Annotated in this window: 15 protein-coding genes; 3 read left to right on the top strand and 12 right to left on the bottom strand. The window is 53.9% G+C overall.

Annotated features, from left to right (window positions below):
* Nucleotides 1-69: 69 nt before the first annotated feature.
* On the bottom strand, nucleotides 70-1,575 hold the full coding sequence (locus tag BAQU_RS08885) for a PspC domain-containing protein (protein ID WP_158215682.1): 1,506 nt from the start codon (nucleotides 1,573-1,575) through the stop codon (nucleotides 70-72).
* A 64-nt stretch (nucleotides 1,576-1,639) separates the two neighbouring features.
* Here BAQU_RS08885 and BAQU_RS08880 point away from each other — a divergent pair, with 64 nt between their 5' ends.
* The 3 genes from BAQU_RS08880 (at nucleotide 1,640) to BAQU_RS08870 (ending at nucleotide 4,554) form a co-directional block, all read left to right on the top strand.
* Nucleotides 1,640-3,139 (top strand): ATP-binding protein, encoded by a 1,500-nt coding sequence (locus tag BAQU_RS08880; protein WP_244568501.1) that lies wholly within the window; start codon nucleotides 1,640-1,642, stop codon nucleotides 3,137-3,139.
* Between the two features lie 59 nt (nucleotides 3,140-3,198).
* Nucleotides 3,199-3,873, top strand: coding sequence for a LuxR C-terminal-related transcriptional regulator (locus BAQU_RS08875; RefSeq protein ID WP_094694922.1), 675 nt, complete (start codon nucleotides 3,199-3,201; stop codon nucleotides 3,871-3,873).
* Between the two features lie 177 nt (nucleotides 3,874-4,050).
* A complete protein-coding gene (locus BAQU_RS08870; RefSeq protein ID WP_094694812.1) occupies nucleotides 4,051-4,554 on the top strand; it encodes a VOC family protein in 504 nt (167 codons plus the stop codon).
* Nucleotides 4,555-4,690: 136 nt separating this feature from the next.
* Here the strand turns inward: BAQU_RS08870 and dld are convergent, their stop codons facing one another.
* The 11 genes from dld to BAQU_RS08810 all read right to left on the bottom strand — a co-directional run bounded on the left by dld (nucleotide 4,691) and on the right by BAQU_RS08810 (nucleotide 16,324).
* Complete coding sequence (gene dld, locus BAQU_RS08865; protein ID WP_094694810.1) at nucleotides 4,691-6,409, bottom strand: D-lactate dehydrogenase; 1,719 nt, start codon at nucleotides 6,407-6,409, stop codon at nucleotides 4,691-4,693.
* 326 nt (nucleotides 6,410-6,735) lie between these two features.
* The gene (locus BAQU_RS08860; RefSeq protein WP_094694808.1) at nucleotides 6,736-7,401 is read right to left on the bottom strand and encodes a GyrI-like domain-containing protein; all 666 of its coding nucleotides are present in this window, start codon (nucleotides 7,399-7,401) and stop codon (nucleotides 6,736-6,738) included.
* Between the two features lie 256 nt (nucleotides 7,402-7,657).
* Nucleotides 7,658-8,686, bottom strand: a complete 1,029-nt coding sequence (locus BAQU_RS08855) for a hypothetical protein (RefSeq protein WP_094694806.1) — start codon at nucleotides 8,684-8,686, stop codon at nucleotides 7,658-7,660.
* Complete coding sequence (locus BAQU_RS08850; protein WP_094694804.1) at nucleotides 8,683-9,162, bottom strand: hypothetical protein; 480 nt, start codon at nucleotides 9,160-9,162, stop codon at nucleotides 8,683-8,685. Before BAQU_RS08850 ends, BAQU_RS08855 begins: the two co-directional genes overlap by 4 nt.
* A gap of 65 nt (nucleotides 9,163-9,227) precedes the next feature.
* Nucleotides 9,228-10,259: a DUF6574 domain-containing protein gene (locus BAQU_RS08845; protein ID WP_158215681.1), complete on the bottom strand. Its 1,032-nt coding sequence runs from the start codon at nucleotides 10,257-10,259 to the stop codon at nucleotides 9,228-9,230.
* Between the two features lie 2,209 nt (nucleotides 10,260-12,468).
* Entirely contained in the window at nucleotides 12,469-13,230 is a 762-nt protein-coding gene (locus BAQU_RS08835) for a hypothetical protein (RefSeq protein WP_094694798.1), read from the bottom strand.
* Complete coding sequence (locus tag BAQU_RS08830) at nucleotides 13,227-13,559, bottom strand: hypothetical protein (protein WP_094694796.1); 333 nt, start codon at nucleotides 13,557-13,559, stop codon at nucleotides 13,227-13,229. The genes BAQU_RS08835 and BAQU_RS08830 overlap by 4 nt, the downstream gene beginning before the upstream one ends.
* A 10-nt stretch (nucleotides 13,560-13,569) precedes the next feature.
* Complete coding sequence (locus BAQU_RS08825; RefSeq protein WP_094694794.1) at nucleotides 13,570-14,847, bottom strand: peptidoglycan-binding protein; 1,278 nt, start codon at nucleotides 14,845-14,847, stop codon at nucleotides 13,570-13,572.
* Nucleotides 14,847-15,338, bottom strand: coding sequence for a hypothetical protein (locus BAQU_RS08820; RefSeq protein WP_094694792.1), 492 nt, complete (start codon nucleotides 15,336-15,338; stop codon nucleotides 14,847-14,849). The genes BAQU_RS08825 and BAQU_RS08820 overlap by 1 nt, the downstream gene beginning before the upstream one ends.
* Before the next feature lie 75 nt (nucleotides 15,339-15,413).
* Nucleotides 15,414-15,806, bottom strand: coding sequence for a hypothetical protein (locus BAQU_RS08815; RefSeq protein WP_094694790.1), 393 nt, complete (start codon nucleotides 15,804-15,806; stop codon nucleotides 15,414-15,416).
* Complete coding sequence (locus tag BAQU_RS08810; protein ID WP_094694788.1) at nucleotides 15,806-16,324, bottom strand: hypothetical protein; 519 nt, start codon at nucleotides 16,322-16,324, stop codon at nucleotides 15,806-15,808. Before BAQU_RS08810 ends, BAQU_RS08815 begins: the two co-directional genes overlap by 1 nt.
* Between the last annotated feature and the right edge of the window lie 3 nt (nucleotides 16,325-16,327).

The raw sequence follows: 16,327 nt of genomic DNA, 5'->3' as shown, positions 1-16,327 counted from the left end.
CCTTATGAGAGTTCGCTTCGTGGTATTGCGGTGTTGAGCTGGCTGTTGCGCGTGCGGTGCAGGGCTCGATCAGCGGGCATAGGTCACGGTGAGTTCTGCGTCGATCATCGCTGGCGTTGATATGTGCAAGATATCATGGGAAGCAGCGTCGTTCGAAGAGTCGGAACCCTGATCGTCTATGTTGGTCCAGCTATGCAACGAAAGCATGTCGTTGTTGCCCAGCATCACGAAGGTGCCGCCGACACTGCTGCGTGTCTGGGTGCGAGCCTGCGATCCGTTCACGCTGTATGCGCACGATGTTGGCATGATGATTGTCGTCTTGGTTTCGAGGATGCCCAGACGCACGGTTCCGCTCGGACAGGCGGATTGCTTCTGCTCGGTGTCATGGTCAGGCTTGGCCGTGCGCTTCGGGTTATTGAGCGCGTAATTGCTCAGGTCGATGACTGCGGTGCTCATACTGGCTTGCCTGCGATCGCTGCCATCGAAGAGAATGCCCCGCTCATACGTTCGCATTTCTGCAGGAGTTGAACCCATGGAGGTGTGAGTAGCAACCGCAATGCGTGTGAATCCGCTCGTGTCACGGGTGGAGGTGAGCACCGCGTAACCGGTGCCCACGCTGAGCGTGACCAGAGTGAAGGTCAGCACCAGGCCAAGCAGCGCGAAAGGTATGAATCCCCCTGAACGTCGACCGAGGCATCCCAGAATCACCAGCGTCACACCCATGGCGATGATGCTTCCACACGACCACCATGTGGCGACTCTCAAGGTCTGTGACGTCGAGAAGCCGTTGAATGAGGCAATGGCGAGCAAGACCGCCGCAGCCATGAAGATTGCTCCAATCACGGCGCTCACCACAACGGGTCCGGCCGAGCGGCGTCGAACAGCAATCGTTCTCGGCTGGTATCGATACGGTTGCGCGGCATAGGTGTATTGCGGGGAGGGCGCATGCGGCCGTGGGTTTGACTGCGGGTTTGACTGCGGGCTTGGCTGTTGATTTGGCTGCTGAGATCTAGCCCAATCAGGGCCGGTGGGTTGCGTTGGGCTGTCTTGCCACTGCCATGTTCCCGGCGCTGATTGCCCCTGCGCTGCATCTCCCGACATCGAGTTACTCGCTATTGTGTTCTTGCTCCACAGCATCAGCATGAACCCTGCGAGGGCCGATAGGGCGAGAACGACCAGTCCCGCGCCGGGGAAGACCAAGGCGACGATGATGCACAGGAAGACTCCGACGCAGCTCCAATCCCATCGCCCCTCGATCAGTTCTTCGAGAAGCAGCACATTGCTGCGACGGTCGGGTAGCACGAACCAGAGCAGGCCATAGAACGCTGCTCCCAATCCGAAGCAGAGCACCGACGTTACCAGCAGCACGCGCACCAGCACAACGTCCCAGCCCAGTCGTGCCGCCAAGCCGCCGGCAACCCCGCTGATCCAGCGCTCGTCGCTGCGTTCGACGCCACAGTGTCGAATCCAGGCGAAAAACCGAGACTGCGGACCTGGCGGTGTCGATTCAGATGATGCCGACTCATGCGGCTTCGATTCGTTCATGGGTGGTTCGTTCATCTGTGATTCGTTCATTGGTGAATCATCCCTGTGCGTGTTGTTCATGTAACCATTACATCAGTCTTCCCGCGTTCCAGGTGTGGGGGAACACCCTGATTTATCCCTGATTCTTCGCCGTAAGCCTGCTGAACGAATGCGAAGCAGCGCTCAGATAGGCAATAATGGCATCATGCACTTCGCAACGGGGACAGAGAATACGGACTGGCAGTCGCCGGCTGACACGGTTGAGCACCGTGGCGCCGCCGGTTCGCATCGCGCCGCCGGACCTTCCGGCAATCCTGCGCTCCTTCCGGCTCGATATCCGCTGCTCAGACCACGAAGGGGAAGACTCATCAGCGGCGTCTGCCGAGGTGTGGCACTGCATCTCGGCATGCGCACATGGGTGGTACGACTGATCGCCCTCGCCATGATTCCCTGCTTTGGCGCTGGGATCGTCGCCTATGTGCTCCTCACCATAAGCGTGCGCGCTGGCGATCCCACCGTCTCGCAAGCCGATGGCGCAGCCTTGCACGTCTCGCCGCTTGCCAAAGGCAATGTTGCCGATGCCTTGCAAGAAGCTCAGCCTGGTGTGAGGCCAGATGAGAAATCACCGCATGTGACGGCTCGAACGTCAATGCCGCTCATCATTGGTGCAGGAGCGATCGTGATGCTTAGCTTCGGATGGCTGCTCGCGGCACGGGGGCTGCCTGTGAACGTGATCGTTCCGGTCTTGCTCACGGCCAGCGCCATGGCGTTATCCTGGCTGCAGATCGATCGCGACGATGTCGGCGTATCCGGCGCTCATCATGCCGCTGCCGCGCGCGGCAGCGGCATGATGACCAGATTGTTTATCGCAATAGCATTACTATTCCTGGCATTGGTGGTATATGCATGCAGTACCTATGCGCTCATGCAGGCTGCTCAAGTCGTGTTCATCGCTCTGCTGCTGCTTACCGGAGTCGCGGTTGCCTTGGTTCCGTGGGCGAATTCGATGATGGACAAGCTTGGTGCCGAACATGCGTTGAAGGAACGTGAGGAAGAACGTGCCGACATGACTGCCCATCTGCACGATGGCGTGCTGCAGACGCTCGCCTTGATTCAGCTGCATGCGGACGAGCCGAGCGCTGTCGCGACCTTGGCGCGCTCGCAGGAGCGCTCGCTGAGAGATTGGCTGTATCAGACCAGGATTCCTGCCGAACGTTCGGTTAGTTCGGGCATTCGTGACATAGCGGCCAAGATCGAAGTGGAGCAGGGCAAGGCCATCGAGGTGGTGACCGTTGCAGATGCCCACCCTTGCGAGCGTAGCGAAGCCTTGCTCGATGCGACGCGTCAGGCCCTGCTCAATGCTGCGACGCATGGTGGCGAACCGATTTCCGTCTATTGCGAGGTTCATGACGATGCGATCGAGGTGTTTGTCCGCGATCATGGCGACGGATTCGATGTGGATGCGATTCCTCTCGATAGGCTGGGCATACGTGAGTCGATCGTCGGCAGGTTGCAGCGCAAGGGCGGCAGCGCGACCATAGTATCGAAGCCTCATTGGGGTAGCGAGGTGCGGATGAACATGCCGCTCAAATCAGATGGGGAGGCCAAGGATTGAACGAGGACGAAATCGACGCAGGTCCTGCCGAAGACCTCGTGGAACACGTTGTCTCCACAATTGGCGGCAAGGAAGCACGACGCATCCGAGTAGCGGTGGTGGACGATCACGAGATGTTCAGAATTGGTGTCATATCGACGTTGCGGCCCTTCTTCGATATCGTTGCACAGGCAGCGGATGTGGAAGGTGCCGTGGCAATGATTGCTGAAAGCAAGCCAGATGTGGTGTTGCTTGACGTCCATGTGCCCGGTGGAGCGGGCGGTGGTGGGGCGGAAATTCTTACGAACTCCCAACCGCTTTCTCACGATTCCGTGTTTCTCGCACTATCGGTTTCAGATTCGCCTCAGGATGTTGGATCGGTGATTCGCGCCGGTGCCCAAGGCTATGTGACAAAAACAGTATCAGGGAAAGAGCTGGTTTCGGCCATCCGACAGGTCCATGAGGGATATGCAGTGTTTTCGCCAAAACTCGCTGGTTTCGTGCTCTCGACATTTCAGACCATGCAAGGCAGCTCGAAGAAGATTGACGACGATAACGAGCTCGACTCGCTCTCTGCCAGGGAGCAGGAAGTCATGCGGCTCATCGCGCGAGGATATACCTATAAGGAAACGGCTGCGGAATTGTTCATTTCCGTGAAAACCGTGGAAACTCATGTGTCCAAGGTGCTGCGAAAATTGCAGCTTTCCAATCGCAACGAGCTTGCCCGTTGGGCGGCAGACAGACGGATTGTATAGGGCATATTCTGCCGCAGGATGTAAAAGTGAACCACGTTCCGATATCATGGTTGATACGCGATGGTGATCGCTGAGTATCTGCTATGGGGGAGTGAACGATGTCGAGTTCACAGCGAGTATGTAATTGATAAATCCATGTGGTGCTTGCATAGCGCAAGCGATTCATAAGGGGTACCTATGACTGGCAAGATTGCAAAGATGCAAACATGTCTGTGGTTTGATGGTCAAGCCGAAGAAGCGGTGCAATATTACACTTCGATTTTCAAGGATTCTGAAGTCACAAGAACTCAGTACTACACAACCGCTGGTCAGGAGATTCATGGCAAGCCGCCTTATTCCGTCATGACGGTCGAGTTCAGTCTCAACGGGATGAACTTTATCGCCTTGAATGGCGGCCCAGAGTTCAAGTTCAGCGAAGCGATCTCAATCGTGGTCAACTGCGACAGCCAAGAGGATATTGATTACTATTGGGATCGACTCAGCGAAGGCGGAGACAAGTCAGCGCAGGTGTGCGGATGGCTCAAAGACAAATATGGCCTTTCCTGGCAGATTGCACCCACTGAGCTGCCTCTTTGGATTGACGATCCACACAGTGATGCCACCAAACGCGTGATGGAGACATTCATGAAGATGAGCAAGCTGGACATCGCCACGTTGCACCGCGCCTATCTCGGTGAGTGAATATTCGCGTCGGTGGGTTCCTTGGCGCATTCGAATTGAAGATTCAGGAGGATGAGCGTACGTTGCGCTTTGCGAGTCGCTTTATGACCTAAAACTCTGAAAAAACGACTTGCAAAGCACAACCTGTTCACTTCAGTTATGCCCAGTCCTTGCTGGTGGAGGTGCCGCCTAAGCCTGCGTTGAAGGTGTTGGTTGGATCGAGCTCCTTGAAATGCTGTTCCATTTCGGGTGGCAGATGGTAGAGGCGGCCGTAGTTATGTTCGGCGGGAAGCTTCGCACCTCGTTCCTCGAGCAGCTGTTGAATCTGATCGTGAAGCTTCTTGGCGTCGACTCCTTGCTTGGCGACGTAATCCTGATGCATGACGTGGCAGAAGAAGTGACCGTAATACGCCTTTGCCACGAGCTGGCCTTCAATCTCCTTTGGCAACACTTCAAGCCAGTCCCAGTCATCCCGCCGCAGCGCAACATCGATGGGGATAAGGCCGGCAATGTGACGGCGTTTCAGTTCTGCGAAGCGAGTTGCGGCGCTTGCTGCACCAAAACGATTGAGGTTGGCGCTCTTTGCCTCCTCGGGGCTACATATGAAGAAGTCACCACCGTGCTCGGGCTTGGCGAAGAAGTCCTTGAGCATCTGCTCGCTCTGCTCCTTCTGCCCGGCACTCACCGTCAGCAGCAGATGATGCTCGAAGCGGTTACGGTATTGCATCATCCGCTTGGGCAACTGGTTGGGGAATATGCTGAAAAACGCCTGCGACACGGTGTCGGCAAAGGTCGGACCGAAGCCGGGAAGCTTGGCGAATATGCCATTCACCCATGTCTTGAAGGTGAACATGAAGGTCTGAACCTTGGGGCTGAGGAAATTCAAGAATATGAAGGTATCCTTGCCATATTTCTCTGCCATGTCGAATGCCAGACGACCCATGTATTCACCCGAGATGGGAAGCTCCATGTCGGATTCGAGGAACATTCGGCGAATCTCTTCAAGTTCATGAGGGTCGTTGACACCGATGTAGAACATGGTCGGATTCACCTCAAGTGGGAAGGTGCGCGTGCGTACGGCGAACACCATCAGCTTTCCGGCTGAGCCTGATGCCTCATACAGATAATCCGGGTTCGCGTTGTAGCGGGCGGGGGAAGGCACGATGTCACGAAGATGCTTGGCATATTCGGTCTCGTGAGAATCCGCTGGGGGAGCGGTGACATCGTCGGTCTTCCAATTGCCATGCTGCAGGCGGTCAAGCGCTGCCTCGGGGTCGTCCCCGAGTGCGATGCCAAGATGATTGACAAGTTCGACCTTGCCATGCTCATTCACGCGCGCATATATGGCCTCGCGGGTGAATGCCGGGCCTTTGCGAATCTGGCTGCCGCCAGAGTTGTTCGATATTCCGCCAATGACCGAAGCGCCGATCGATGTCGAACCGATCACGGAGTGCGTCTCTCGGTGTGCCTGTGCGAGCACATCCGTCAGATGCGTCAATGGAGTTCCGGCGAGTGAAATGGCTTCGCGGGCATCGTTGATGAGGAATACCTGGCTGATGCGATGGGTCGAGATGATAACGACAGGACGGTCATATCGCTGATCTGGTGAAGGCCCCGATCCGCCCGTCAGCCCAGTGTTCGATGCCTGGCAGATCACGATGAGATCGTTATCCACGCATACCTGCAGCGTCTTCCACATTTCGACCAGGGTTGCTGGGCGGACGACGGCGAATACCGGACCTCCGCCGAAGCGGTAGCCCTTTGAAAAGGGAGTGGTCTTGCGTGAGGATGTCAGTACGAATTTCGCTCCCACAATCTTCTTGAACGCGTCGATCACTTCATTGGAATTCTTCGATGTCTGTTCCGGCTCCGTCATTGCTGACCTTTCGTGTAATACACAGCATCACGAGCATGTCATGGTGTTGAACGGATAGCGCTTGCTGAGCGTGCAGTCTGCAGCAATTCTCTGTTGCCTGAGAACGATTGTCAAGGAGGCATGCCGACAGCCTAGTTTTGCGTCTGAGCGCTTTTGCCCGTGAAGGATTATGTAGTTTCGAGCCACTTTTCCGGCCAATTCCGTGAAAAACCGACTTTCAAAGTACGACGTGTCTGCGAAACGACTTCGGAAACGCAACCTATTGCTCGGTAGTTGGTCAGTCTTGTAGTGTGAGAAGGGCTGTCTCAGTGTGCGGGACCGGAGGATCAGAGCTGCTCACTTTCGATGAGTTTTATTATCGGGTGGCGGATGATCGTCCTGAGCTTTTCCGGTGCAGTTCTGCGTGGGTCGCCAAGGTAGATTTCGTGGTGTCTGCGAATGTCCGTCATTTCCGTCTTGTATCCGTTGTCGCTGATGAACTTCTCCAATAGCGTCAGGGTCGCAGGCTCGTCATCGTATACACCGATGTGCATGACCTGGCCGCACAGACCTTCAGCAAGGTCGGCGAGTCTCGCCTTTGACAGGTCGAGGTCGGGTTTCTTCTTGGCAAGCGTATCCTTGGCCCAGGCGAAGACTTTCTGCGTGACGAAATCCGGTTGACGTATCATGGCCGTCCAAAGGAACTTGCTCTTGTCTGTAATCATCGCACCATTGCCCCGGAACTCGCCGCCATCGTCAAGGCTCCATAGTCCTTCGAGCGGCGGTACCACGTAATCGAAATAGCCATCGGGAAGGTACGGGCCTTTCTTGCTCATCTTGATGGTGTATGAGAGCCCGTAGAGCAGCTCCACCGCTGCTTGATAATCCTCGCTTGTGTTGGGGTCACCCTTGCCATCGACCATAATGAATCGCATGGGCGGAACATCAATGATGCTCGGCGTTGTCCCAGGACGGTAGATGTCCTTATATTCTCTCTTGAAATCGAAGACCATTGCGTTCTCCTCCCTGCGATGCAGCCGACATGTGATCCAATCGTATTGTTGGAATCGAAATGCACCAAATCTTGCCGAACGGCATGATGGATGATGGTGCTTCAGGTGGGGGTGCGGCGCATACGTCGCTGCGACGAGAACGTTGCTTCAGTCGAGAGAATCGTGGATGGATGTTGAAATGGTGAATACACCGAAGCTGCCTGAGCGTTGTTGCAAGAAGCGATGCACGGGTAATTGCAGGCCGCTTGCACAGGCATTACGTGGATGGCTGTGTCGATGCGTATTCTACATATCCGTCCATTTCAAGCTCCGCGTAGACGGCATCCATGTCGTAGTTGTCAGAGTTGTCTTGCATAGAGTACAAGTCGGAAAGTATCAACGAGCCGTTGTAAACGTTGACGTTCTGATATCCGAAATAGGTGTACATGACTTCGGTTTCGACATCGCCTGCCTTGTTGGAGTATGTATCTTCCACCCACGTGGTGGTTCTGGTGATTTTATAAGCCGTTACCAGACTGATGGTCATGTCATTGTGAACGTCATCTTCACCATAGTATGAATATGAATCGGACCCTGACCGCACGTAGGTCTTGCCGCTTTCAATGGTGTATCGCTCGCCATAGGATTCATATTCATCTGCTGGATTGTCCTCATATGTCTGTGCTGGCAGTTTTGCAATCATTTCGAGAAGCGTGTCCATCTTGCCGATATCAGAAAAATTCTTCAAGCCTGATACTTTCACGGTGAATGACTCTTCGGAAGGTGCCTTGCCTTGTTCCAGTAGGCTATCAATATAGTCCTGGCTGAGCGTGACGGTAACGGTGTCGCCATTGGAAAGACCATAGGTGTCGCCTTCATCGATGGATAATCCTTCATTGCCTACATTGGCGACTCCGCTGCCATTCATTCCGGTAAAAGTAATCTCATTCTTGACCAGTTCCTCTGTCTCAACGGTTTGAACCTTTTTGAGATTCTCGACCGTGAATTTTTTCTTGAAGGACCTTACTGGAGTGCCTTTCGGCGCGGAAACGGTGATGGTCACCACATTCCCGTTCGATAAGTGAGCATATTTGTCCTGGGTTATTCTTACCGAGGCAAGCCATGACGCAACCTGCTTGTACTTCGGGTCGGTTTGATCTTCGGCTGCACCCATGCCGTTCATGCGCAGGTTGACATCGTATGCATCGAGACCCGCTTTTACCGCAAGTTCGTGACCCAAATACTCGTATACTTCGGAACTGTTGTAATTGGCATATCCGTATGTGTCATAGCCGCTGAAGGTCATGGTGATCTTGCTGGATAGATCGATGTATCGGTTACGTTGGTAGTAAAGAATGCTGCGATGGCAATCGTGCAGATCGCGCAGACGCCAGCGATAATCGCTATGAGCCTGCCCTTCGACCTCGCCTGCGACTTTTGTGCGGAGTCCTGTGCCGTGGCAGTGACAGAAGGGACTGGCTCGTCAATGATTGGGGTCAGTGCGGCTGGCGCGAACTGTTGTGTTGACTTATCAAGGCTTCCACTTCCCTCATGAGCAGATGCGGGAAGCAACGAATGCTCTGTATTTGCAGCCATGGGCACGGTCGGTTCGTCTCCATCGGAGCTGAATGCCAGATTGCCCGCGGACGAAGTTTCTATCTTTGCAATGGATTTGATGCCTTTGGGGTCAAAACCTGCTGCTCGTGCCTTCAAGAACTCCGAGGGTGTGAGCTTTCTGCCGATGATGTGTTCGAAAAGCCGAGCATATTTGTCTGGTTCCATGAATGTTTCCTTAGGCGACTACGAAAGGGATGAGAAGTTTGATCTACGGCGTTCAGCATTGACATTCATGACATGAATGCGCTGATAACGCTGCCCAGTGCGGTTGCCCCGAGAATGGTGAAGAGCATGACGGTGATGGTACCGAGAATGATCTGGCTGATGAATATTGCCAACAGCTTGGCATAGAAATTATCGATGCTCAGGTTGTTTGCCGCGGTGAAAATGATGTATGAGGTCGATAGTTGAACTGTTAGCGATGCAATGACTATGAAGAATAATCCCACGACTGCGAGCTGCATGAGCGAGAACAGCCCAGCAAGCAACAACATGGCAGTTATCGGGACGAATAGGCCCGCGTATCGATTCAGCACATCAGCAAAGATTGATTGTTCCTTGAGGACCTTCAAGCCAACCCAAGTTGAAAAGGCGACAGTGATGAACATGCCTATGCAGCCTATGAGCAGAGCGAAGAAGGTTCCGATGTTGACAGGGTTGGAAACACGAATGCCCATGAGTGAACCGAGACTTCCGAGACTGCTCTGTTGAATTTTGGCGAATATGGACCACAGGTATAGTGCCAGCGAGAGTGCCGCGGCGACGGATATCATTCCTATCGTGAGCCATGGGAAGTAGGTATTGGAGACCTGGCTGTTCTGGGATGGTGCGATCAAGCTTTGCCTGAGCCAAAGGAAATATGCTTTCCACGACAAGCGATTGCCTGCACTGGCTTCTGATTGTGTTGTGGTGGAATCCGAGGAGACACTGGCTGGGGGATTGACTCCTTGATTTGGGGATATTTGTTCCGTTGTTCCTGGCGGTGAACTCACCTGGTGCCCCGTTAACGGCATATGCACGGGGTTCTGTGTCGGCAGGCTTTGTGGAGTGGGATGCGCGTAGTCATGCGAGCGGGGCTCTTGAGGAGCTGAGAGCTGGGGTTCAGAGTCTGTGGTGAACTCTCCGGCTTGTGCAGCCGCAAGGATTTCGCTTTCGATTGGTGAGCGCGAATGCACGGCCTCGAAATATTCAATCCATTCCTGCTTGGTCATGGTGATGCCTATCTGTTGTGATGCGAGCGGTGTCGTAACTCTCTTCGCCAATGATCGTGAAGCTACGAGTGCTGAAAGTATTATATGTATGAACTAAGACAGTATGTAAATAATAATCACCACGAGAAGGTTGGAACGTGTCCAGTTCGCGTAAGTTCTCTCACTTGAAATTTGGGTATGAATGCCCTACTCGTCGGTCGTCCGCCAACCAAAAAACGAGAATCTCACCGCATGGAGTCGATGCGAATAATAGGAACGTGAAGTAGCCAGCTTCTTAAGGCACGGGCGTTGCTGGGAAGTGATCCCACGCCCATTGTGCCCATGCCTCTTCATCTCGCCCGGTCCCTTTTTGAGTATCTCCAGGCCAAGCCGTTGAACGACGGGGCAATGAAGAGGGTCAATGAAGAGAAGGAGAGAAGAATTGGTCGATTGCATACTTGAGCAATGCTCGTTTTACGAGGTTCTTCATTGTCAGAATTATACCTGTAAGGGGCTGCCTTGCTGCCGATGATTCTTCCGGATGTCAGTATGGTGAAGAGCCGTTTCGCGTGCAGGGATGAGTGGCGGTCGAGGTGCTGCCGGTGCGCGGTTGACCGGATTTTGTAGTGATCAGTAGCGTTTTCTCTGTTGTTATCGTGTCTTCTCAGACTTGGATTATTCGTGTCACAAAGGGCTGCCAAGCCCTCGCAATGAGGAGCACGATGCTCATTGTGAACTTCACGAAGTATGAAGCCACCGGAAGGAGCCATATTCGGCTCATAATTGCATGATTGCAGTCGGTTGAAGGCTTGGATACTTTGGCAAGTTCACAATGAATACCTACGCGTCATAATGGTGAGAGTTTTTCATCTTCGAACCGGCTGTTCCGCTCGTATTCGCCTCCGTCCTGTGGAAACTGGTGGATGACCTGCCATATGTGACCCGAATCGCAGTGTGAAAAACGCGATAGGAATCGTGCTTGCTGCGATTGCTATATATTGTGCTCGGGTTATAGGCACGGATGTGTGGGTTTTTAGTCTTCGTTGGCGTGCCGGCGTGTAATTCGTTCCAGTTGATGCCCTGCTCCTCTCCCGTTATTCCGAGCGAGCGCAGCGAGTCGAGAGATGACATTCGGTTGGGATGACAAGGGAGGTGGGGATGGTCGGGATGGCGGGCATCGATATCGGGTCGTTCCCGCTCTCGTGGTTCTGTTGCGATGCACGATGGTGCCGCAATACGGGCACAGGGTTGCGTTCATGCATCCCAGGTCAAACAGGATTATCAACCAGTCGAAACCCCAGTTGGAAGAACGCCTCACGGCATGTTTCACACATACTTTGTGCCGTGCCGTTATACCAGCGTAAAAATTATCAAACAGGAGCAACACCCACTCCCACAAGAACTAGGAAACGATTCCCCACACACCTCTGTGCCTATAGCCCTCGCGCTCAGTGTCGTACCAGGGATGATATCTGGCAGTTGCACTGTATGGATATGAGTTGTCTGAACTTGATTGTTTTTTCGATGAACGTGTTCCTGCAAAAGCTGGTTGCGAAAAATGTCGAAGGGGAGAAGGCTCAAGGAACGTTGCAATTCCAGCAGTTTCAGTCTTATAAGTGTGTGGGCGATGAGGGACTCGAAACATGGACACTCGCTAAGTGGGAGTAGGGGAGTGACAAGAAACGTTGGAATTACGGTATTTGTGAGATTTCCCAAGTTTGTGAGATTGCCTTATTTCCAGAAGATTGTGGGCAAAATGTGGGCAAAATTGCAATAACATTAACAGTAAGAAGAACTTGAGGTTTCACTATAGTTTTGAGGAGGCATATTTTTTCTCTAGCACTAGGTTAGTCACAGTTTTCTTCAATGAACGTCTGGATAGAGTACAGTTATGAATTATGTCTGAATAATGACTGTAAAAGTAAATGCGGTAGCTTGGATTTTGTGCAAGCTTACTAAGCTACCGCATAATATATCTAGTCGCCAACATGTGATTTGTGATACGCGCAGGCATTATCAAATGGTTCAGTCAATACAAGTTTCAATACCTCTATTGCATTTTCCAAACGTATCGTTCCGTTGAATAGTAGTGTTATTAAGGCATTTTTGATTGCTGGCAGTTGAGGTCTCATAAATACGTTTCTGAATCATGTTTGTAATGTGTGGAGCAGAAGTTAATATTCAACGCCTGCTTAAGTTGACGAAAAATAAGAAATTGCCCCGCGCTCAGACCAAAGTCTGGACACGGGGCAAATGGTTAAAGGTGTCGAATTCGACACCTTTAAAGGTTCTTGATGTCTTCCTGCAACTGGCGGAGGTCGAAGCCGTCTGGGCTGATTCCCTGGCCGTTGAGGTCTTCTTGGGATAGGTATGCCCATGCTTCGTCGGCGTACTGGTCGAAGAACTGCCAGCTCATGCGGCATACCATACCCCACGAGTTCACATACACATAGTCCTTGTCGTAGGCGAGTGCAGCCACATAGTGACCACCCTCGATCGGCGAGTCGTCTACTACCGTCCATGTGGGCAGTGTGCCTTCAGACTGTGCGTTGTTGGTCTGGTCCATGAGTGAGCTTGGCACTTGGATGCCGAGCCCGCATGCGTCGAACAGGTTGATCACCTGCTTGACAGAATCTCGTGTGAGCGAGAGCCCCAGGCCGACGGCGATGGTGTGCTTCTTGCCGTCAGCGTCCACGAGGCCGTGTGTGCGCCGGTAGGCGACCACGTCGGCCACGACCGAACCCTGATCCGAATCTGGATCCTTGGGGTCGTAGCCGGTCACGTCCGCATACATCTGCAGCACGTTCTCCGTGGTGATGTTGGCCACAGCGTTCCCGTTGTGCTTCTCCCAGAACAAGGTCTCGTGGGCGGGGCCTGCTATGGCGCAGTCGCCCACCGTGTCGTTGCCGAACATGTTGGCGTCCCAGATGGGCAGTGCCTCCGTGTTCGCCTCGGCTGGCGGTGCGGGCAATGGATGTTTCAGGTAGGTGCTGAGTTTGAGCTTGGCCTCCCTGGGTGCGAGCTTGCCGAGACTGAATCTCACTTGGCATCACCCGAATCGGAGGGGGTCACTGTGGGCGTGGTGGTGACGGTGACTGGCGTGGTGTCGAGATCCACGTAGGCTTTGGCGATGACCGCGTAGATGGTCTGGGCGACGCCCATGACGGCGGCCGTGATCACCGTGGCGTTGAGCGGTGACTGGAAGCTGCCCGTCAGCCAGAGAGCGAGCAGGGCGATGACTCCGCTCAATACGAGCGAGAAGGGTAGCCGCCAGTCCGAGGGGATGTATTTCTTGACGAGTTGCACGATGACGCTTGAGGTGACGCCGCCTGCGAGCACGGTGGCTAGTTGAATTGCTGTTGCTGTATCCATATGAATCTCCTTAGAATTTTCCTGTGTTGAGTCTGATTTGCAAAGCGCGCACGGTGACGGCATCGAAGTCGTTTGAGAGGCGTACGCCGAGATGGCGCTGGATGGCATGAATTGTTGTCGGCCCGAGCAGACCATCAGGATTGAGTCCGAGCTGCCTCTGCACCTTGCGGATAAGTTGGGAACCTTCACCGCCATATCGCACTGCATGGAGCGCGCTACGTGCATAGCCACGCGGATACACTTGGCCGGTAATGTAGCTGTCGGTTGAAGTGCCCATGACATGCTGCCAGAGATTCACTGTGGCCGTGCCAGCGGAATTGTCAACGGCAATCTTTGGAGTGGAGTGCGTGCCGGCAAGTTTTGCTTGAGTTGCTGGGCCTGCATAACCGTCTACCGTGAGTCCATGCTTTGACTGGAAGTCGCGTACTGCAGCTCTCGTTGCTGGACCATATGAATTGTCCACGGCAAGCTTGTAGCCGTAGACGTTGAGCAACCTCTGCGTTTGTGCTATCGAGTAACCGAGGTATGTTCCGGTGGGTACGCTGCTCACGCTGGTTGGAATGGTGACCGTGCCGGTCGTTTGGCCGTTGGTGAAGGCACCAGACTTGGCTAGGTTCATGTCAAGTGAGCTGGAATACCCTGATACTTTGCCGGCTGAGGTGTATTGGTGGATGAGCCATGAATCCCAGTAGCCAACCGAAGGTGAACCATGATAGGCACCATTGTTGGATCCGTAGTTGGCGACCCACAATTTCACGCCTGAAGCGGCCACCGAGGACCAGTTATATGATTTCGTGACTGACGAACTCATGTACACGTACACGTTCGCATCAGAACCTAATCGGGCACGCACTTGGTTCACCCAAGCTTGCACGGCGGCAGGCGACACGAACTGGGATTCCTCCGCGTCATAGACGAGTGGATCACCCTTCCTGTATTCCACGAGATTGTTCACGAAACTGTTCGCAGCCGAGGTTGGATTCGTATACCCGTTGAAATAGTAGTGGCCAAGTCCTTTACCAGCCGCGCGTACCGCACGAGCGTTACGTGCGTACATGCTATCCGTGTAGTAGTAGCCAATATCCGAGCCACCAGCTTTCACGATGACGAAGCTGCCGAGAGCATTGACGTTGATGGATCCCTGCCATTTCGAGATGTCCTGACCCACCGTGTCAGCGGATGCTGCCGGAACGATGCCGGCTGAGAGTGCTACAGTGAGCGCTCCTGCAAGGAAGCTGCGCCCCACAATGCCCAGCGTCCTTTTTCTCTTGTGCCTTGCGTGACTCATTACTCTGCCTCCTGAGAAGTCGCTGTGACTGCCGCGTTAGCGCCTGTGGCCGAGTTGGAAACCGTCTTGCCATTCAACGTGATGCTCGCCTTGATAGGGCCATCTGAGGTGCCGTTCTGGGCGCTGACGGTTACTTTCTGGCCGGTAGTGACCTTGAGTTCCTTTGTATATGGCAAAACTACGTTTTCCGTAGACTTGGTGAGTGTCTTTGAGTCGCCTACCTTGCCGGTCGAGTCGGTCGGGCTTGCCGACTGTGCGTCGAGACCAGCGGCCGCGTCCGATGGCTTCAATCCTGTGTTGGGGTCGATAACGGTGATGGTCACGTCCGTGGCCACGCCACTCCCCTCGACTGTGACGATGGCGGTGCTGGTCGCAGTCTGTGAATTGGATTGCGTAGTCTTGGGCGCAGTTTCAGGCTGCGTGTTGCTGCACGCGCCGAGACTTGCAAGCAGCAGGACTGCTCCCAGCGCAGCGGTTAATCGTCTATGCATGTGTTTCCTCCTAGATTGGGACATGAAAAATGCCCCCGAAGGTTCGGAGGCATTGAAAGATGAAGAGTGAAGACATCAGCTGTGGATGATGAAACCGAGCAGGTAGCCGCCAAACCCGCTGCCGATGGCGGCGAGCAGCGCAGCCATCAGCGGGTTGGCATGCCTGCACATCCACTGCCAGAGTTTCAGACGGCGAGCATGCGGGCCTTGTAGATTATCGATCGACTCACGCAATCCAGAAACCTGCCCACTCAGATCAGTGACACCCTTGGAGAGTCCGTCGACCTTGCCGTCCAGCACATCCACCTTGTCGGAGAGATCCTGCACATCATTGCGTTGTTTCACAACCTCTCCCTCGATAATCCTCACTCGGGTTTCATGATCATCAGTCTTGTGATACAGCGTCTTGTTCTGCTCGACCAATTCCCCGACATCTCTGTAGAGTGCGCCCCAGTCAAGGTTTTCCATCAGGCTAGAGTCCCATACGCATACCAGCGAGGATATATATTAAGCGTGTTTGCCGCAGAGCTGTTGTTTCTGATGAACATGTCAAACCCATCTATGGCGACATTCTTTGTCGAGACGGTGAATATAGTGTCCCCTCCATCACCCCAAACGTTGGGCACAGCTGCATAGTTATGGGTGAACGTGACATGCCTCTGGAGAAAGCTCCCCGCTGCAATGCCGTTCTTGACTACCGGTATGTTTCCCGTCTGCATGGTGGGGCGTGCATGGGACCATGCCCCGTTCAGATACATGTAGTCGTCGTTGTTCAGCGGATCGGAGTCGGCGATCACATATACTCTCATGCCGGTGAACAGCTGTGCGGATGGTATGGCCAGAAGGTCGGCATGCGTTTGAATGATGTGGCATCCTCCGCCTATGGCAGTGTCCACGGCCTGCGCGAGCTTGCTCAGATCGGATGGAACGTTCGGGGCGTCACTGGAATTGGGGTAGGGGAGGAGATTGTTTCCGATTGTTGGCATGGT

The organism is Bifidobacterium aquikefiri (assembly GCF_002259795.1).
Taxonomy (GTDB): Bacteria; Actinomycetota; Actinomycetes; order Actinomycetales; family Bifidobacteriaceae; genus Bombiscardovia; species Bombiscardovia aquikefiri.
This window is presented reverse-complemented; position numbering and strand designations above follow the sequence as displayed.